At 47.4% G+C, this 17,499-nt stretch carries 21 protein-coding genes; 5 read left to right on the top strand and 16 right to left on the bottom strand.

The annotated features are described in order from the left end of the window. Window positions 1–8: 8 nt before the first annotated feature. From xerD to N179_RS01735, 3 genes are all read right to left on the bottom strand, one after another. Complete coding sequence (gene xerD, locus N179_RS01745) at window positions 9–893, bottom strand: site-specific tyrosine recombinase XerD (protein ID WP_029341179.1); 885 nt, start codon at window positions 891–893, stop codon at window positions 9–11. Window positions 894–1,018: 125 nt separating this feature from the next. Beyond that, a complete protein-coding gene (fur, locus tag N179_RS01740) occupies window positions 1,019–1,501 on the bottom strand; it encodes a ferric iron uptake transcriptional regulator (protein ID WP_023467675.1) in 483 nt (160 codons plus the stop codon). 101 nt (window positions 1,502–1,602) lie between these two features. Then, the gene (locus N179_RS01735; RefSeq protein ID WP_023467674.1) at window positions 1,603–2,133 is read right to left on the bottom strand and encodes an NUDIX domain-containing protein; all 531 of its coding nucleotides are present in this window, start codon (window positions 2,131–2,133) and stop codon (window positions 1,603–1,605) included. 168 nt (window positions 2,134–2,301) lie between these two features. Here N179_RS01735 and N179_RS01730 point away from each other — a divergent pair, with 168 nt between their 5' ends. Both N179_RS01730 and N179_RS01725 read left to right on the top strand, forming a co-directional pair. Next, window positions 2,302–3,156 carry an aldo/keto reductase gene (locus N179_RS01730; RefSeq protein WP_023467673.1) on the top strand — a complete coding sequence of 285 codons (855 nt, stop codon included), beginning with the start codon at window positions 2,302–2,304 and terminating at the stop codon, window positions 3,154–3,156. A 67-nt stretch (window positions 3,157–3,223) separates the two neighbouring features. Beyond that, on the top strand, window positions 3,224–3,883 hold the full coding sequence (locus N179_RS01725) for a type 1 glutamine amidotransferase domain-containing protein (RefSeq protein ID WP_023467672.1): 660 nt from the start codon (window positions 3,224–3,226) through the stop codon (window positions 3,881–3,883). Between the two features lie 66 nt (window positions 3,884–3,949). Here the strand turns inward: N179_RS01725 and N179_RS01720 are convergent, their stop codons facing one another. The 11 genes from N179_RS01720 to N179_RS01670 form a co-directional block, all read right to left on the bottom strand. Continuing rightward, on the bottom strand, window positions 3,950–4,567 hold the full coding sequence (locus N179_RS01720) for a hypothetical protein (RefSeq protein WP_075642050.1): 618 nt from the start codon (window positions 4,565–4,567) through the stop codon (window positions 3,950–3,952). Between the two features lie 80 nt (window positions 4,568–4,647). Further along, a complete protein-coding gene (locus N179_RS01715; protein WP_023467670.1) occupies window positions 4,648–5,184 on the bottom strand; it encodes a PadR family transcriptional regulator in 537 nt (178 codons plus the stop codon). A 162-nt stretch (window positions 5,185–5,346) separates the two neighbouring features. After that, entirely contained in the window at window positions 5,347–5,931 is a 585-nt protein-coding gene (locus N179_RS01710) for an NUDIX hydrolase (protein WP_023467669.1), read from the bottom strand. Next, window positions 5,928–6,509: a CDP-alcohol phosphatidyltransferase family protein gene (locus tag N179_RS01705; RefSeq protein WP_023467668.1), complete on the bottom strand. Its 582-nt coding sequence runs from the start codon at window positions 6,507–6,509 to the stop codon at window positions 5,928–5,930. The genes N179_RS01710 and N179_RS01705 overlap by 4 nt, the downstream gene beginning before the upstream one ends. Before the next feature lies 1 nt (window position 6,510). Then, window positions 6,511–7,398 carry an ABC transporter ATP-binding protein gene (locus tag N179_RS01700; protein ID WP_055967078.1) on the bottom strand — a complete coding sequence of 296 codons (888 nt, stop codon included), beginning with the start codon at window positions 7,396–7,398 and terminating at the stop codon, window positions 6,511–6,513. Further along, window positions 7,370–8,119 (bottom strand): ABC transporter permease subunit, encoded by a 750-nt coding sequence (locus N179_RS01695; RefSeq protein ID WP_023467666.1) that lies wholly within the window; start codon window positions 8,117–8,119, stop codon window positions 7,370–7,372. Before N179_RS01695 ends, N179_RS01700 begins: the two co-directional genes overlap by 29 nt. After that, window positions 8,116–8,874 carry an ABC transporter permease family protein gene (locus tag N179_RS01690; protein WP_035398208.1) on the bottom strand — a complete coding sequence of 253 codons (759 nt, stop codon included), beginning with the start codon at window positions 8,872–8,874 and terminating at the stop codon, window positions 8,116–8,118. Before N179_RS01690 ends, N179_RS01695 begins: the two co-directional genes overlap by 4 nt. Beyond that, entirely contained in the window at window positions 8,861–10,057 is a 1,197-nt protein-coding gene (locus N179_RS01685; RefSeq protein WP_058265150.1) for an ABC transporter substrate-binding protein, read from the bottom strand. The genes N179_RS01690 and N179_RS01685 overlap by 14 nt, the downstream gene beginning before the upstream one ends. A 19-nt stretch (window positions 10,058–10,076) precedes the next feature. Then, window positions 10,077–10,835 carry an SDR family NAD(P)-dependent oxidoreductase gene (locus tag N179_RS01680; RefSeq protein ID WP_075642049.1) on the bottom strand — a complete coding sequence of 253 codons (759 nt, stop codon included), beginning with the start codon at window positions 10,833–10,835 and terminating at the stop codon, window positions 10,077–10,079. Beyond that, complete coding sequence (locus N179_RS01675) at window positions 10,835–11,806, bottom strand: MBL fold metallo-hydrolase (protein WP_058265148.1); 972 nt, start codon at window positions 11,804–11,806, stop codon at window positions 10,835–10,837. The genes N179_RS01680 and N179_RS01675 overlap by 1 nt, the downstream gene beginning before the upstream one ends. 173 nt (window positions 11,807–11,979) lie before the next feature. Continuing rightward, window positions 11,980–13,419, bottom strand: coding sequence for an NADP-dependent glyceraldehyde-3-phosphate dehydrogenase (locus N179_RS01670; protein WP_050678501.1), 1,440 nt, complete (start codon window positions 13,417–13,419; stop codon window positions 11,980–11,982). Between the two features lie 218 nt (window positions 13,420–13,637). On the opposite strand from N179_RS01670, the gene N179_RS01665 reads away from it, so the two are divergent. Then, window positions 13,638–14,516 (top strand): chemotaxis protein CheV, encoded by an 879-nt coding sequence (locus N179_RS01665; protein ID WP_055967060.1) that lies wholly within the window; start codon window positions 13,638–13,640, stop codon window positions 14,514–14,516. A 46-nt stretch (window positions 14,517–14,562) separates the two neighbouring features. Here N179_RS01665 and N179_RS01660 read toward each other — a convergent pair whose 3' ends face one another. Continuing rightward, a complete protein-coding gene (locus N179_RS01660) occupies window positions 14,563–14,931 on the bottom strand; it encodes an Hpt domain-containing protein (protein ID WP_023467659.1) in 369 nt (122 codons plus the stop codon). A gap of 121 nt (window positions 14,932–15,052) precedes the next feature. Between N179_RS01660 and N179_RS01655 the strand changes: the two genes are divergently transcribed. Next, entirely contained in the window at window positions 15,053–15,988 is a 936-nt protein-coding gene (locus N179_RS01655) for a magnesium transporter CorA family protein (RefSeq protein WP_023467658.1), read from the top strand. 72 nt (window positions 15,989–16,060) lie between these two features. Here N179_RS01655 and N179_RS01650 read toward each other — a convergent pair whose 3' ends face one another. Continuing rightward, window positions 16,061–17,164 carry a PP2C family protein-serine/threonine phosphatase gene (locus N179_RS01650; protein WP_035408959.1) on the bottom strand — a complete coding sequence of 368 codons (1,104 nt, stop codon included), beginning with the start codon at window positions 17,162–17,164 and terminating at the stop codon, window positions 16,061–16,063. A gap of 126 nt (window positions 17,165–17,290) precedes the next feature. Here N179_RS01650 and ytzI point away from each other — a divergent pair, with 126 nt between their 5' ends. Further along, window positions 17,291–17,464, top strand: coding sequence for a YtzI protein (gene ytzI, locus N179_RS16860; RefSeq protein WP_143404442.1), 174 nt, complete (start codon window positions 17,291–17,293; stop codon window positions 17,462–17,464). Window positions 17,465–17,499 lie beyond the last annotated feature (35 nt).

Below are 17,499 nucleotides of genomic sequence, written 5' to 3'. Positions count from 1 at the left end.
TAGAACCATCATGCCCGTGGATGATGTTTCTTATACACGTCGTGAAGTCGTGCTTTGTTAACGTGTGTATACATTTGTGTCGTCGACAAATCAGCGTGTCCTAGCATTTCTTGTACGACGCGTAAATCGGCACCATTTTCAAGTAGATGGGTCGCGAACGAATGGCGCAGGACGTGCGGTGTGATCTCTTTTTCAATACCCGCTTCCTTTGCCCGTCGCTTGATCATCTTCCAAAACCCTTGCCGTGACAAACGATCACCGCGACTGTTCAAGAAGACGTCGTCCGTCTGTTGACCACCGAGACTGTTGCGCGCGAGGTCAAGATATGTCCTGACGCTCTCAATCGATGTCGTACTCATCGGGATGATCCGGGATTTATTCCCTTTCCCAAGACACGACAGATACCCGAGTTCGAGTTGCAAATCGTTCAACTTCAGTTGGAGCAGTTCGCTGACGCGCATGCCTGTTCCATAGAGAAGCTCAAGCATTGCTGCATCTCGTCGTGTAAGCGGATCGACACCGACGACCGAATCAAGCAAGCGTTCGACGTCCGTTTGACTCCAGACGACGGGCAACTTCTTCTCCGGTTTCGGTAAATCAAGATGACGAGACGGATCATGTGTCGCAAGTCTCTCTTCGACCAGATATTGATGGAACGAACGGATCGAGCTCGTCGCCCGGCGAACCGTCGATCGTGACTTTCGTGCTTCAAGCAATCGTTCAATATGGTCGACGATATGATGTCGGTGAACCTGTTCGAACGAGGAAACTTCCGCTGTTTCAAGCGTCTGTAAGTATTGATTTAAATCATTTCGATACGCAGCTGCCGTATTCGCGGACATTTGCCGTTCAATCACTAAATAATTGATAAATGCTTCCAGTTGTTCACGCACTGAACTCATCCTCTTCGTTTACGAAATCGCTTACTTTCCCATCATATCAAAGGTGTAAACCGTTGTGAAGAGGTCTGACCTATAAAAATTGAAAAAGAAAAACCATCCGAAATTTCGTCGGACGGTCAGACTGTTTGTGTTTGCGATTGTTCCAACGCTTCCCGAGCATGGCGCTCTTGGCAGACACGGCAGACGCCATGGAATGTCAGGCGGTGATCCTTGATTTTAAAGTGGAATCGGGACACGATTTCTTTCTCTACTTCTTCAAGCATATCGTCTAAAATCTCTTCGACGGATCCGCATTCGATACAGACGAGATGGTGATGCGAATGACTCGCACCTTCTTGTCGTAAATCAAACCGGGATACGCCATCTCCGAAGTTGACCTTATCGACGACTTCAAGCTCCGTCAATAATTCGAGCGTCCGGTAAACCGTCGCAAGTCCGATGTCGGAGTTCTTTTCTTTTACAAGGAGAAAGACATTTTCGGCACTGAGGTGATCCGACTCGTGTTCGAGCAGGACACGCACAGTCGCTTCACGTTGGGGAGTCAGCTTATATCCTTTACCGCTTAGCTGTTTTTTGATGCGTTCTACACGACTTTCCATCATAACGCCCCCTTTGTTCGAACTGATGCTATTATCATAGCTGATAATCAGTCTTTTTTCAAATTAAAATGATTATCAACTGAAAATCATTTAAATGAGAATCATTTTAAAGTACGAATTTGCCAATGCTGGATCGCCATGATCGTTTTCGCGTCGACGATCGTTCCGTTTGCAACGAGTTCGAGTGCTTCTTCGAGCTTCAATGTCTTATTCTCAAGGAACTCATCCTCATCGAGTTGACGATCACCGGCAGTCAGACCAATCGCTTCATAGATATGTACACGCTCACTGCAGAAACCAGGCGCACCGTAGAAATCAAAGACATGTCGTAACTCTTTCGCGACGTATCCTGTTTCTTCCTTTAATTCGCGTCCGGCACAATCGAGTGGATCTTCGCCTTTCTCGAGTTTTCCTGCTGGAATCTCGATCGATAGACTCTCGAACGCCTTCCGGTACTGTTCCACGACGATCAAATCACCTTGTTCATCAAAAGCAATGATTGCGACGGCACCATTATGATAGACCAATTCACGGACCGAGGTATTGCCGTTCGGTAACGTGACGACATGTTTCTCGACATCAAAGACTTTTCCTTCATAGATCACTTCACGTTCAATCGTTTTTTCTTCCATCGGATGTGTTCCCCTCTTCTATCTTAGTTTACGTTCTCTATCATGATTAGTATGCCGTTTCCGACGTATTGCCGCAAGACTTCGAAATCGTCTTTTTCATCAGATATGATACACTAGAAAGCAGAAGTTCCAAACTTATAGTTCATCTAAGAAAAGAGGGAATTGAACATGTCATTAGGATTAGGTACGATGACGATCTTAAAGCGTGGTCAGGAGGAAGCAACAGCAATCCTGCGGACGGCACTTGATGCCGGAATCACGCACTTCGATACAGCGGACGTCTATGCGAACGGAGCGGTCGAATCCATCATCGGTCAAACCTTCTCACAAGAGGATCGCAGTCGATTGTTCCTCGCCTCAAAAGGTGGGAATCGGATGAACGCGACCGGAACCGGTTGGACATGGGATCCGAGTTATGACTATCTGAAGCAAGCTTGTCTTGAAAGTTTGAATCGTCTTGAAACACCTTATCTCGACCTGTATTACGTCCACGGCGGCACGATCGATGATGACATCGATGCGTCGATCCGCGCAATGGAAGATTTAAAAGCAGAGGGGAAGATCAAGGAATATGGTCTGTCGTCACTGCGCCCGAATGTCATCGAATATTGGCTCGAGCATAGTAATTTCTCTTACTTGATGACGCCTTATTCGTTGCTCGATCGCCGCATCGAAGAGTTGTTGCCACGCTTAAAAGAGAAAAACATCCAAGTCGTTGCCCGTGGTCCACTGGCAAAAGGACTCTTGACACATGAGAGTGCTTCACGCCTGCAGTCGGTTGATCGGTTCGAACAATTCGATAAGGAAACGCTTGAAGCGAGTCTTCAAAAACTTCAAGATTTCCCGCTTCCTGCGCTTGCGTTGCAAGCCATCGATCAACAGGTCGACATCGTCCTTCCTGGTGCGTCGAGCGTGTCACAGCTTCAGGCAAACGTCCAAGCGATGAAAGAGTCGATCTCACAAGCTCAAATCGACCAGGCACTTGCTACACTACCGGTTCATCACTATACGGAACACCGGTGAGGTTTAACTCTTCATATCTCCGGGAAACTCCTTCTTTGTAACGTTCATACAGAGGAGGAGTTTTATTATGGCTCGTATTTTAATTGTATCAACAAGTGCAGATGACATGAATGGTCACAAAACAGGATTATGGTTCGAAGAGTTCGCAGCACCATACAACCTGTTTAAGGATGCAGGACATGACGTGACGGTCACTTCGATCAAAGGTGGCGACGTCCCGATCGATAAAGCATCGATCGTCAAAGAAATCTTGCCGAAATTCCAAGATGCACGCCGTGCGTTGCACGACACGAAAGCACTCTCAGAAGTCGATCCAGCATCATTTGATGCTGTTTACTTCCCAGGTGGTCACGGTGCGGTCGTCGACTTCCCGAATAACCCACAAGTGGCAGGTGCCATTGAAGCTGTCATCAAAAAAGATGGCGTCGTCGCATCGGTCTGTCACGGTCCAGCGGCCTTTGCACACGTCATGATCGATGGCAAACCTTTCGTATCAGGTCGTCAAATCAACGGCTTCACAGACGAAGAAGAAAAATCGACAGGTCTCGAAGATAAAGTACCATTCTTGCTTGAGACGACACTTCGTGGTGAAGGCGCTACTTTCCTGACATCGGATGCTGGTAAGGAATTCGCAGTCATCGACGGCAACGTCGTCACAGGACAAAACCCAGCGTCAAGTGAAGCGGTCGCGAAACTTGTCCTTGCGAAACTTGCGACACAAGCTTAATACGATACCTTTATACAAAATGGAGCAAACGACATAACGTCGTCTGCTCCATTTTTTTGGCGTGAATTACAATCGGTGAATTGAATCCAATCGTTCGAGGTCAGCTTCTGTCTCACGTGTTTTTTGTTCGAGTCGCTTTAACTCGTCCTCGAGTTGTTGCTGTTGGGCTTGCAATGCAGATCGTTCTTCCTCCGTATAGGAACGTGCTACTTCTTTTTCTTTGAGGTACCACCATTTTTTGACTTTTTTAGGTGGCGGTCCGAGTTCAATCTGTTGCTCGTGTTGTTTGACCTCATCTATTTGTTCAGCATGCGCCAATTGAAGCTGCTTCAATTCCGCCTCATAAGTGGCTTGTCTCGCTTCAAGAATTGGTGTGAGGTACGCGAGGATATACGCAGTAAAGTCTCGCTTGACGACCCGTCGTAACACATCTCGCCGAAGGGAAGCTTCCGAATGACCTGAGGCATTCTCCCAAACGATTGAATCCGCTCGTTCTAGAATCTCCTCTTCTTCTGCTTCTCCGAGCCAACGTAATTTCAGCAATAATGGTTCAAGGAGTGCCTCTTCTACATACGCCGTAAATTGCGAATACGAGATCGCTTCTCGTATCAGCGGTTCTTCATGTAAGCGAAATAATGCTTCCGCCTCTTCCTCAATCCAGTCTTCATAGTCATTAAAGTACATCGATTCTCTCCTTACTAAATCCTATTACAAAATAAAACTGGCTCGAATCCGCCATCTACATGACAGTCGAGCCAATATTGTTAGACGTTTGCTTCGTTCTTTTTGATTTCCGCGATTGCCCAGTCACACCAATCCAAGTAATTCAACATCATACGCAAGCCGTACTCACTCGTCAAGGTCTCCCCTAGTGTTGCACCGTTCTCGAGGTGGTCGTGACGCCAACTATGCATCATCTCGACGGCAAATTGATGGTGCCGCTTCGACTCTTCCAAATAAGCAACGGCTTCCTCTGGTGGGAGCAGATGCAAGAGCGACACCCGCATCAAGTTCTCATCCTTCATCTTCGGTTTGAATTCATTTGGTGTCCGTAACCATTCAACGAGCTCCGTACGCCCTTTATCGGTAATCGAATAGACTTTCTTGTCCGGCAAGTCTTCTTGGACGATATGAACACTCGTCACGAGCTCTGCCTCTTCCATTTTCAACAACTCTCGGTATATTTGAGTATGGTGTGCGGTCCAGAAGTGGATCATCTGTTTTTTAAAAGTCGCGCTTAAATCGTAACCGGTCGCTTCCCCTTGGGTCAGCAGCCCGAGTAGTGCAAATCGTAATGCCACTGGCTGCACCTTCTTTCCTTCTTTTGTATATATACTTAATTATCTCAAATATATCTTAATTTCGCTACTCTTGCGTCGAACGAATGTACGATTAAAAAAAGACCTGCGAGCGAAATCACATTCGATCGTAGGTCTTCATGCGTTATTTCTTTCCCATTCTTTCTATTTACGTAATTGCTCGATTCCCTGTCGTACATGTCTCCAGTAAGAAGAAGGATGCGGAACGAATTGACGACGATCGAACCACTCGCCTGTCGTGTCCTGAATACGCTCGATGGACATGTCAGCAATTCGCTCAAACTGCTCGATCGAAAAAGCAATCAATCGCTTCACTTCTGTTTCCTGGAGGACGTATGCGTCTATCGCTTGATCACTTCGAGCAAGAAAGACATGGCATCGCTCACAGTCCCATAGTGACGCATCCCGAAACTCCTCTTCCTGGATGCCAAGCGGTATCAATTGATCAAACGTACACGTCAAACCAATCTCTTCCTCGAGTTCCCGGACACCATCCTCGACTGTCTCATTCGCAAGCAAGTGACCCGCTGCCGTGATATCAAGCATTCCTGGAAAATCCTTCTTTTGTTCAGACCGTTGCTGGAGCAGCACGACGTCCCGCTTTGGATCGTAAACGAAACAATGAAACGTTTCATGCCACAAGCCGTTAGCGTGGACTTCCGATCGTGGACGAGGTCCGAGCAGGTTGCCCGCTCGATCCACAGTCATGATCATCTCTTGTTCACTCATCGTAACACCTTCGAAGCTTGATGGAATCGCTCCCCGACCGTATAGAGTTCAGCAATCAAGAAGACAATTGCGATCCAAATGATGGCACTTGGGAACAGGATCATCGCTGTTAGGAATAAGAACCCTTCCGTCCGCTCGACGAGTCCCGGTTGATATTGAAACGACTTGTAGCCGTAATTTTCACTGACTGCTCCGATTGCAAGGAACATCGTCATCCCAATGACGAATGATGCGACGAGCAACAGAATAACGACCTGCGTTTCCGGAAATCGGAGTGCAAGACCAATCAGCACTGACAGCTCGACGATCCGGTCGAGCACAAGGTCAAGAATCGTACCAATCGGAGTTGTCTTTTCTTTTCGTGCCATCGTTCCATCGATGACATCAAGCATGCCCGAGATCCACAATAAGACAATCGCCGTTCCCATCATATCGTTATAAACGAAAAAGCCCGTCGCACCACCGATGATGCCGGAAATGATCGTCACCTGTGTCGCCGATAATCCAATTTTCTTAAACAAGGTCGCCCCTTGATCAAACAGGGGTTGAACGATTTTACGCGCACGCGTATCTAACATGTCACCCCTCCTTTCTAACGATATAGCCTTCTTTCTCATGAATCGTCTCGTCTGAAGAAAGCACGAGCCGTTCTCCGGACGCCCGTTCGACTTCGTAGAAGCGAACGCCGTATTGAATGAGTTCTTTCGTAATCGTAACACGTTCATCCGTCTCCTTCGTCGGTCTTGAGACCAAGTTGACTGCCGTCAGCGGATGCCATGTTTCTTCAATCTGAATGCCTTCGCCAAAAAACGGGCTGGTCTGGCTCAGCGTAATCGGTGTACCATGATCGACGATTCGCCCCTGTTCTAAGACATAAACGACATCTGCCATCGCCATTGCCTCTTCCCGATCGTGTGTGACAAGGAGCGTCGTGACACCTTGTTCCTCGGTCAACTTCCGAATCAATGTCCGAAGTTCCCGTCGTCTCGGTACATCTAGACTCGAGAACGGTTCATCGAGCAACAAGAAGTCCGGTTGACTCGCCAGCGCACGAGCTAAACTCGCTCGCTGCTGTTCGCCCCCTGACAGTTCATGGACAGCACTTTTCCCTCTTCCCTCGAGTCCGACGCGATGTAACCAGGATTCGAGCTCGATCGGTGTTAATTGTTTTGCACCGAGACGGATGTTTTGTTCGACGTTCAAATGTGGGAACAATAGCGACCGTTGAAACATCATCGTCACACCACGTTGATTCGGCGAAAGAACAGTGACATCTCGGTCGCCGAACTGAATCATTCCGCTCGTCACGCGCTCAAGACCTGCAATCAGACGGAGTAATGTCGTTTTCCCACTACCACTCGGTCCGACTAAAGCCACACATTGTCCAGATGCGATATTTACATCGATATCAGACAATACATGCTTCGTTCCAAATCGTTTATTGACTTGTTGTATCGTGACTTCCATTTAAACGCCTCCGTACGATTCGTATCCAACTAGAAAAAATAACGGCTTGTCCAGCATAAAAGAGAATGGGCAACCCGATCAACCACAGCGTCGCTAGACGCGCCGCCCCTTGCGAATTACCAGAATACGCCGGGAATACTTCGAGTGATATCATGCGGACGATCCCACCACCAATCAACGCAACTAGTGCATACTGACTGATCGTGATCACCGTGACGAGTAGCGTCACGGATTGTAACGTCGACCGAAGCATCGGTCCCGTCAAATAGAACCAACGCTTGAACCGGTTTCCCTCAATCAAGACCATCTGTTCAAGCATCCGTTCTCCGAGCGCCTGAAATCCGTTCGTGTACAAGCGAACTGTATAGGGTAAGGTCGGCAGAAGCAACACGAGCAGGACACCAAAAAATCGATCTGCCAAACCAAGACGGATCCATGTCAAATAGAGACCGAATGATAGCAATAACACGGGAACGAACAGCGGCAAACTAATCAAGAACTCTGCTATACGAATCCGTTTCCCCGTTTGAAAGGCAATCGCTTTTCCTGCCATGTATCCGAAGAGATGATTTAACAATACGACGGCACAAATCATCGCGACGGTCGTGCCGAGCGTCGCTTCTAGGCGCGGATTCCAATTCCACTCTCCTGGAATCAAACCAATTAAAGGAACGATGAACAGGAGTACAACGAATACGGTCACACTGATTTTTTTCATCATTCGCTTCGCCCCCTACTGATCTTCGTTGCCAGTGGGCGTGTCAAACCAGTCATAAGCAATAGCAGGAGGAAGAGTCCTCCCGTCAAGACGACACTCATTGCAAAAGCGAGTGGTTGCTCCGATAAATCGCCTTGTGTATACAAATCGAATGCATAGACGCCAAGTAATTTTGGATAGGTCACGCCGAGCAGTGCTGGAATCTCATATGCGAACAGGATGAAGGCAAGCAAGATAAATGCTGCCTCAAGCATCGGAACGAGTAGGAAAACGCCCCGCGCATGCCAGAATCGGCGCACTGGTGATAAACCGAGCATCATACCGAGTTCTTGATAACGCGAATCAAGGCGCCGGACCACCGGTAAGAGATAAAAAAACACGAACGGAATTTCTTTATACAGATACGTCAGGATGACACTAAAATAATTCCCTTCATGCGGTCCGATGACAGGCACATCACTCAAATAAAGAATCGCGAGGTATGCTGCTCCTAGATGAGGGATGAATAAAGGAATCGCAAGTAACGCAGCTAGTCGTGTTCTGCTCAAGAGCCTTGCGAGCACCACACCAATGATCAGCGCGAGCACCGTACTGATGATGGCCACGTAACTGCTGACGGCTAGACTCTCTAAAAAGACCTCATCCGTCAGTAGCTCGCGGTAATCAGCAGATGTCGTCATCGAGATACTGACCCATAACCCGTATAAGACCATCCCTGCCATCAAGAGTGCAGCAGGATACGCGTTACCGCGCCACACGAGACGGCCATTCCTTACGGATCATCTCGAAAATGGATGGGTCGAGTTCCGTCCGGACCTTTCCTTCAAAGACGCTTGGCTTTGGTGTCGACGGTGCAGCCGGTACATCAGCGAATTGCTTTTGTTCTGATGAATCAAGTGTCGATAAATCAAGACTCGTTCCGTCTCCCCAATACGTCGCATCGTATTTTTTCAACTGTGCTTCTGGTGATAACAACGTATTGATCGCTACGAGTGCGCCCTTCGGATTCGGTGCGTTGAACGGTACGGAAAGGAAATGCGTCGACGCGATTGATCCATCCTTCAAGACGATCGGACGTGTTTGTTTCGGAAACGTTCCTGACTTCACTTCTTGTTCAGCCCGTCGTTCGTTGAAGCCCATCGTGAAATCAACGTCTCCCTTCGCGTATAACTGATCGAGTTGGGCAAGTGTCTTTGGATAGGTCTTCCCTTTTTTCCAGAGATACGGTTTGATTTCGTTCAAATAAGCCCATGTCTTCTTGAAGTCTGCTTTCGGGTCTTTTAAGGTTTCATTCGATTCGACACCATACATGACGTGGCGGACGAAGGCATTCCCCGTAAAGTCCGTCACTTCCGGATAAGTGAAACGTCCTGGATTTTCCTTGACCCATGACTTCAGTGCTTTCAAGTCGGTCGGTGGCGATTTCACGTCAGCTGCGTCATAGTGCAACGTATATTGAACTTTCCCCCATGCGGCTTCAAGTCCGTCTGTTTTCGTACCACTATCTGAACTCTGGGCGGCAGCATCAACATATTTCATGTTCGGGAGGACTTTTGTGATTTCTCCATACAGTAAATCATCTTTTTTAGCATTTAAAAAATTATCGCCATTGATCCAGACGACATCGATGACACCTTTTTCCTTACCTGCCTGTTTCTCAGCACGCAGTTTTTGAATGATATCCGCCGTCTCGATCGGGACCCGTTCTAACGTGATGTTGTGTTCCTTCTTCAGACGCGGTGCTACGTATTCATCGATGTAAGCATTGATGCCGTCATCGCCGCCCCACATATACATCCGAACCGTTGACTTTTCCGCTTCTTTTTCGATCGTCTGATAAGAAGTCCCTAAGACATTCTTCGGTTCCGGTGTCGCATCCGGTGTTCCACAGCCTGCGAGCAGCGTACCTAGGGCAAGAAAGCTGATTACCTTTGTTTTCATTTATCGTTCTCCTCCGTCATCACTTTTTATCGAAGCCCGGTTTTCCTAACCACTCGATCAACCGTGGCATCACGCCGTACCCTTTTGCCGATAGCTCCATCCACCATGGTGCATTGACTTCACGTTTACGCCGCTCTATTGCTCGGACGACAGTCGAAGCTAGTCGTTCTTTCGATAGGACGATAGAAGCGACATTTTGCTCATACTTCCGGTCGACATCCGCACGGACAAAAAATTCTGTCGCGATCGGTCCTGGATTGACCGTCATGACGTGGATGCCTTTTGGACGTAACTCCAGACGTAACGCGTTCGAAAACTGCAACATCGCTGCTTTCGTCATGCAATAGATCGTTGATTTCGGTGTCGGCAACTTCCCCGCCTGACTGGCCACGTTGACGATCATGCCACCTTCTTTGAGTAATGGCAGACATGCCTTCGTTAAGCGAACGGGACTTAAGACGTTGATCCGGTGCATCGACTCAATCGTTTCAATCGAGGTATCGTCTAAGAAGCTGAATTCCCCGAAACCTGCGTTATTAATCAAAATATCAATCCGTCCATAACGATTTGCGAGTGTTTTTGCAAGAATTTCAGGCGCCTTTTCCAAATCGTAGACCAGGTAGTCTGCCTGGAGTTCAGATGCTAACGTTTGTAATCGATCCTCGCGTCGTGCAATTAAAATCAAGTTTGCGCCTTCTTTATGCAGAGTGCGCGCCAGTGCTTCCCCGAGTCCACTTGAAGCACCCGTGATGACAATCGTCCGGTTGATGAGTTGCATTAGACTTCCTCCGCTTTTGAATAGTAGAGGATACCTGATCGTTTCTCGACCGTGATCGCACCGCGGGCAACGAGTGTATCGAGGCGTGCTTTCATCTCACTCATGACAAGAGGGAATGATTTTTTTAATCGGTTTCCATACGTCACTTGTGCTAATTCGAATAACGTATGTTCTCCCGTAAAATACTTCAAGAGCTGATCACCACGTGCCTTGCGTTGCATCAATCGTTCTTCGACGAGTACCGCAACATCTCGAATCGGAGCACCATGTCCAGTGTAAGCGATTCGAATCTGCTCACTTTGTAATTTTTCTAAGGAGTCAAGATACGCAAGAACAGGACGTTTTACGAGCACATCATCACCTGGTTGCGGTTGTTCGAGCAATGGATTCGGCTCGACCCGGTCGAGCAGGTGATCGGCCGCGAACAATACACCATCGTCACTTAGAATTCCGATTTGGTCACTTGCATGCCCCGGTAGTTCGATGACCCGGTATCGCCCAGACGGCGTAATCGCGTCGCCTTCTTTTAATGTGAAATCAAGCTGACCTTTACCAAGCCATTTCAAGGCAGATTGATAACTTGGTAACATCTCTTGAATCGCTAGCGGAACGCCAAACGATGTCGCCAATCGACGCAAGAATGCGTCCCCGTTGTTCAAGAAGGTCTCGTCCTGTTCCAAGTATGGGCGTAATCGCGCATGTCCATAGACGGGAATGCCTTTCTCTGAAAAGCGATGTGCCATCCCAGCATGATCCGCATGGTGATGTGTCACGATGACACGATCTAAATCCTCGACCTGAAGTTCATGTCGTGCAAGCGTCCGTTGCATCGTTTGCCATGCTTCAAGCGTATCCGGTCCACAATCAATGAGGATGTTTTCCCCTTCCGTTCGTAGTACATAGCAGTTCACGTCTCCAACCGGAAATGGTGTCGGAATCGGAATCGGGATGATTTCGTCTGATACAGTCATACCTACACGCCTCTTTTCTCTCGTCCATTTTCTTTCATTATAGAGAGAATGAAGCTATAGCGCCAAACTTTGTGCGTCAAAGGGTGACATTTGTTTTCTAGCTTACGTTAAAGCGCGAGAAATGGATGCACAAAAAACCGACCTTTCCGCAGATTGAAAGGTCGGTCAGAAACTTATTTTAAGTTGAGGACTGTTAATTTGTCGCGTGTCATCGAAGCTAAGCTACGTCCGACGCCTTGAACGCCGAGACCCGATGATTTCACACCGATGAATGGGAAGTGGTCAGGACCACGTTCCGTCCGACCATTGATTTGAACAGAACCTGTTTCAAGCGCATCCGCTACTGCAAACGCAGCATCGATGTTCTCTGTGAAGACACTTGCTTGAAGACCGTATTCTGATTCATTAGAGTATGCAATCATTTCGTCGACCGAGTTGACACGGATGATTGGAAGAACTGGTCCGAACGGCTCTTCCCAAGCAACGCGCATGTCGCGTGTCACGTTGTCAAGAAGTGTTGGTTCGATCAAGTTCGCCGTACGTCCGCCACCTGAGACGAGCGTTGCGCCTTTGTCTGTTGCGTCCGTGATCAAGCCTTCGACGAAGTCCGCTGATTTCGTGTCGATGAGCGGCACGACGACGCTGTCTTGTTCAGGTGAACCGACTGTCAATTTCGCGATCCGTGTCTTGAGTTCTTCGATGAGTGCATCCGCTTGATGATCAAGAACGAAAACGCGTTTGATTGCTGTACAACGTTGACCTGAGTAAGAGAATGCCCCACTGATGATATGGTCTGCCGCAAGTGACAGATTCGCATCTTCAAGAACGAGCGCTGGATCTTTTCCACCAAGTTCAAGGACAAGTGGAATCATTGCCGATTGACGCGACAAATGTTGTCCTGTGCCTGTACCACCAGTAAATGTGATCATGTTGATGCCTGGGTGAGCCGTCAAGTAATCACCGATGACCGATCCACGACCTGTGACGATGTTGACGAGTCCAGCTGGAAGACCTGCTGCGACGAGTGCCTCGACCATCAAGATACCGCTGATCGAACCTTGTGTTGCCGGTTTGAAGACGACGGCGTTTCCTGTCATGAGGGCAGGTGCGAGTTTCGCTGCTGCCAAGTTGACTGGGTAGTTAAACGGTGAAATTGCAAGCACGACGCCGAGTGGTGCTTTTTTGATGACCGCGATTTTTTTCGCGCTACCACCAGGGAACGAATCCCCTTGCATCATCTGACCGTCGAAACGGAGACCTTCTTCCGCTGTGTAGCGAATGATTTCAGCTGTCCGTTTGACTTCTTTGACGCCATCTGCACGTCCTTTACCGACTTCGCGCATGATGACTTCACCGATTTCGTCCGCACGTTTTTCGAGTTCCGTTGCCCAAGCGTGAAGCAATTCAGCCCGTTTGTTCGCTGGTTGTTTTGCCCACTCTGCTTGTGCCGCTTTCGCTGAAGCGATGGCACGATCGACTTCCGGTTTCGTCATCGCTTGAACGCGACCGACAAGATCCTCTTTATATGGTGAAGAGATTTCAATTGTCTCTTTTGATTCACTTTCATGCCATTGTCCATCTAGTAAAAATGTGTAGGTTGTTGCTGTAGTCATTCCACTCTACCTCCATTTATTTTTATCTCTCTCATTTCAGTGTGTGGCTGCATAGCTTATTGTAATCAATTGGTCTGACAAATGCCAAACTTTTTGCTTAACATATTATGAAAGCGATTACAACACTTTTTTTGTCAATTCAGAACTAGAATTTTCAGCGTAGCATGCCGATAACTAGTCAGAAGTGAAGTGAAGGTAATGGAAAGGGGCACAACCATATGTATAATCAGCACGATATTTTATTAGAAGCCGGCACGAACGAACTCGAGATCGTCATCTTCCATTGCGGACCATACACGTTTGGAATCAACGTCATGAAGGTCCGGGAAATCATCGTTCCGCTCCCGATGACACCACTCCCAGGTACACCGGATGCTGTTAAAGGATTGATTGAACTGCGTGGCGAAGTCATGACAGTCATCGATTTGCCGACGGTCATCGGTGTTCCCCACGATGAAGCAACCGAGGATCGATTGATCATCTGTGAATTTAATGGGGAAAAAAGCGTCCTGCGTGTCGATTCCGTGACGGAAATCCGTCGTATCTCATGGGAACAGATCGATACACCAAACGAACTCGCTCGTGGCATTGAGGGATTAACGAATGGTGTCGTCAAAACGGGCGACAAAATGATCATCCTGCTCGACTACGAAAAAATCGCACTTGAGCTCTCACGCAAGGATATCTTCGCCCGCGAAGAAGGGCGTCGCGTCCAGTCCCGTGACCGGTCCGACAAAGTCATCTGGATCGCCGAAGACTCGGAAATGCTCCGGACATTGATCATCGAAACACTCGAGGAAGCCGGTTACCATGGTCTAAAATGGTTCATCAATGGTAAGGACGCTTTTGATGCGTTTGAGAACGGAAGCAACTGTGACCTCCTGATCACCGATATCGAGATGCCGAAGATGGATGGACTACACTTGACGAAACGACTCCGTGAAGATGATCGTTATGCGGAATTGCCAATCATCGTCTTCTCTTCCTTGATTTCCGACGATTTACGCCATAAAGGTGAGTCGGTTGGTGTCAATGCACAAATCACGAAACCGGAAATCGGTCGTTTGATCGAAACGGTCGATTCATACGTCTTATAAGAAAAAAAGCCGACAGCATGTCGGCTTTTTTGATCTATTCGATTGCTCAACGCAGCGCGTCAAGATTTTTTCCAGTAAACACATCGAGCCAGACGACACGGAATTCCACCATGCATTGCTCAATCCGATCGACGATTTCTTGTGTTCCGGTCATTGAACCGGATTCTGCTTCTTTTTCAAGCAGTTCGAAATCATCAGCTAAATCATCAGCGGCAACGGAATAGGAAGCACCTTTTAGCAAGTGAGCGAGCTTTTCAGTTTGCTCAGCATCTTGCTTGGCGACGGCATCTTTTAGTTCAGGAAACTTTCGATCGAACTGCGCGATATACGTTTCTCCGATTTTTTGAAGGAACGCATGGTCCCCACCCGCGATCGATTGAAGTTCTTCGAGCTTCTTAGCATTAAAAAAAGGCATGTCTTCCCCTCCTCTGTTTTCATCTTATCACTAATCTTCGTAAAAAAAATCGGAGAATCATTTACACGCTGTCACATCTATTTCTATAATGAGACAGTGAAGAGCAGGAGGGATAGACAATATGTTGACGATTTATCGAAGCGATGTCACCGGGGCAGTCAACGAGATACAGGAGTTCACGAAGGGTTCCTGGATCCATCTTGTCAATCCGACAAAGGACGAAGCCGACCAAGTCATCGCTGCTACGAATATTCCAGAGGATTTCATTTATGACCCTTTGGACGTGGAAGAAAAACCACGTTTTGAAAAAGATGAAGAAGGTCTACTGATGATCGTCGACGTTCCCTACATCGAAGAAGAATCATCAGGACGCCGTTATAATACGATTCCGCTCGGTATCATCGTGACATCCCGTCATTTCATCACCGTTTGTTCGCAACAGCTCGATGTCCTGACGTTATTCTCAAGTGGTAAGTTGCGAGGATTCCGGACGAATTACCGATCGCGCTTCGTATTCCAGATTCTCTATAAAGTCAGTTCCTCGTATTTACGTTTCTTGCGTCAAATCGATCGTCGTATGGACGAACTTGAGGAAGAACTTCAACGTTCGATGCGAAATCAAGAAATCTTTCAATTGATGAACCTTCAAAAATCATTGGTCTATTTCATGACGTCCTTGAAATCGAACGATGGTGTCCTCGACCGGATCATTAAGACACCGAGTCTCGAGAAGCACGAAGATGACGAAGACTTACTCGAAGACGTCTTCGTCGAACACCGCCAAGCAATGGAAATGGCACAAATTTATAAAGATATCATCAGTTCGACGATGGATACATTCGGTTCCGTCATCTCGAACAATGTCAACTTCGTCATGAAGTTCCTTGCTTCGATTACGATTGTCATCTCGATCCCAACGATGATTTCCGGAATGTTCGGGATGAACGTTCATGTTCCGTGGGAAGGTGAAGTCATTGGTTTCTGGATCGTCTTCGGTATGATGATTTTCTTCTCAGGCCTTGCAGCATTTATCCTATGGCGGAGAAGGTTTTTCTAGACCTTGTATGGTTTCATACAAAAAAGACTAGGTAGCGGAAGTATCTGCTACCTAGTCTTTTTCTATTGCGCTTTAGTTAATCTCGACCGTCACGAGACATAGGTCATCCGCTTCATCGCTCTGATCCGGTTGAATCAACTGATGGATGTTCGGTCCTTGTTGTTCGATCAGATTCTGGATGGCATGGATTCCTTCATCAATGCCTTTACTGTAGAGTTCCATGAAACCATCCGTGTACAAGTAAACACATCCTGGTGAGACGATGTCGATCGTCTTGCTCGAATACGTCGAGTCTTCGAACATACCGACAGGAAGTCCCGTATTCTCAAGCGGAATGATTTGATCATTCATGCGTAACAAACCAGGTGGGTGCCCTGCGTTCGCATAGCTGAGCTTCATCTCATCTAGGTCGATATAGAGGTAAACGGCAGTGAAATAGATTTCTGTCTCGTCTCCTGGGAACAAACGACTCATCTGCTGATTCAATTCTTCAAGTACTTGTGCTGGATCACCAATCCGGTGCACGAGTTCGAACAAAATCGAACTCATTCCCATCGTGATCAGCGCAGAAGAGACACCGTGTCCCATGACGTCAAACAAGATGATGCCGTATTTATTCTGAGAGATGCGGTACCAGGCGTACATATCTCCCGCGAGCTTTTTAGAAGGGATATACGTCGCCATGATGCGGATCTCATCGTCTTCGATATTCGCACTGAGCACACTCTGTTGCAGTTTTTGCGCCAAATCAAAGTCTTCCTGTAATACTTTTTCATATCGTTTTCGCGCATCGATTGCTTGCTTCAGACCAATCGCGTTACGAACTCGCGCGAGCAATTCCGTTTTACGGATCGGTTTCGTCGTATAATCCGATGCTCCTGCATTTAGTCCATCAACGATATCTTCCTCGTTTGATCGCCCGGAAACGATCAGAATCGGTAATTCATCAAGACCAAACCGTTTTCGAATCAAACGTGTCGCCTCGATTCCGCTGATTCCTGGCATTTCGACGTCAAGGAGAACGACGTCCAACTGTTCGATGAATAACGGATCCTCCATCAATTCGATTGCTTCTTCCCCACTCATCGCCTTGACGACGTCATAGCCTTCATTTTCTAACAATCGCTCTAGGAGCATTAAATTCGTTAACTCATCATCTACGACCAAAATACTCATACGCCGTCACCTCGTTCCGTTTAACATGTTTATCTGACATCAGTTTAGCACACAACCTACAATTTCGTTTAGACGGAAGCTGCGTTTTCCGTCATACTAGAAAGTGAACGAAAGGAGGAGTGGACTATGTGGTTATATGTCGTCTCCATTCTCATCATCGTATTCGTCTTGGTCGCCTCGATTATCGTCATTTCAAAAGGATATGGCTACAAGGGCAACAAAGATGATATCGAAATCGATTATGATGAAATCAACCGAAAACTTCGTCACGAAAAAGATGATGATTCATTCAACAAATGAACCTCTTAGACCATCATATCACGGTGGTCTTTTTT

This window comes from Exiguobacterium indicum HHS 31 (genome assembly GCF_001939065.1).
In the GTDB taxonomy this organism is placed as follows: Bacteria; Bacillota; Bacilli; order Exiguobacteriales; family Exiguobacteriaceae; genus Exiguobacterium_A; species Exiguobacterium_A indicum.
The sequence above is the reverse complement of the archived record's forward strand: the minus strand, read 5'-3'. Positions and strand labels throughout refer to the sequence as shown.

Bases quoted from the DNA above. Each gene is read 5' to 3' on its own strand.
- fur (WP_023467675.1), bottom strand. From the start codon at position 1,501: ATGGAAAGTCGTGTAGAACGCATCAAAAAACAGCTAAGCGGTAAAGGA.
- N179_RS01735 (WP_023467674.1), bottom strand. From the start codon at position 2,133: ATGGAAGAAAAAACGATTGAACGTGAAGTGATCTATGAAGGAAAAGTC.
- N179_RS01730 (WP_023467673.1), top strand. From the start codon at position 2,302: ATGTCATTAGGATTAGGTACGATGACGATCTTAAAGCGTGGTCAGGAG.
- N179_RS01725 (WP_023467672.1), top strand. From the start codon at position 3,224: ATGGCTCGTATTTTAATTGTATCAACAAGTGCAGATGACATGAATGGT.
- N179_RS01720 (WP_075642050.1), bottom strand. From the start codon at position 4,567: ATGTACTTTAATGACTATGAAGACTGGATTGAGGAAGAGGCGGAAGCA.
- N179_RS01710 (WP_023467669.1), bottom strand. From the start codon at position 5,931: ATGAGTGAACAAGAGATGATCATGACTGTGGATCGAGCGGGCAACCTG.
- N179_RS01705 (WP_023467668.1), bottom strand. From the start codon at position 6,509: ATGTTAGATACGCGTGCGCGTAAAATCGTTCAACCCCTGTTTGATCAA.
- N179_RS01700 (WP_055967078.1), bottom strand. From the start codon at position 7,398: ATGGAAGTCACGATACAACAAGTCAATAAACGATTTGGAACGAAGCAT.
- N179_RS01695 (WP_023467666.1), bottom strand. From the start codon at position 8,119: ATGATGAAAAAAATCAGTGTGACCGTATTCGTTGTACTCCTGTTCATC.
- N179_RS01685 (WP_058265150.1), bottom strand. From the start codon at position 10,057: ATGAAAACAAAGGTAATCAGCTTTCTTGCCCTAGGTACGCTGCTCGCA.
- N179_RS01680 (WP_075642049.1), bottom strand. From the start codon at position 10,835: ATGCAACTCATCAACCGGACGATTGTCATCACGGGTGCTTCAAGTGGA.
- N179_RS01675 (WP_058265148.1), bottom strand. From the start codon at position 11,806: ATGACTGTATCAGACGAAATCATCCCGATTCCGATTCCGACACCATTT.
- N179_RS01670 (WP_050678501.1), bottom strand. From the start codon at position 13,419: ATGACTACAGCAACAACCTACACATTTTTACTAGATGGACAATGGCAT.
- N179_RS01665 (WP_055967060.1), top strand. From the start codon at position 13,638: ATGTATAATCAGCACGATATTTTATTAGAAGCCGGCACGAACGAACTC.
- N179_RS01660 (WP_023467659.1), bottom strand. From the start codon at position 14,931: ATGCCTTTTTTTAATGCTAAGAAGCTCGAAGAACTTCAATCGATCGCG.
- N179_RS01655 (WP_023467658.1), top strand. From the start codon at position 15,053: ATGTTGACGATTTATCGAAGCGATGTCACCGGGGCAGTCAACGAGATA.
- N179_RS01650 (WP_035408959.1), bottom strand. From the start codon at position 17,164: ATGAGTATTTTGGTCGTAGATGATGAGTTAACGAATTTAATGCTCCTA.
- ytzI (WP_143404442.1), top strand. From the start codon at position 17,291: ATGTGGTTATATGTCGTCTCCATTCTCATCATCGTATTCGTCTTGGTC.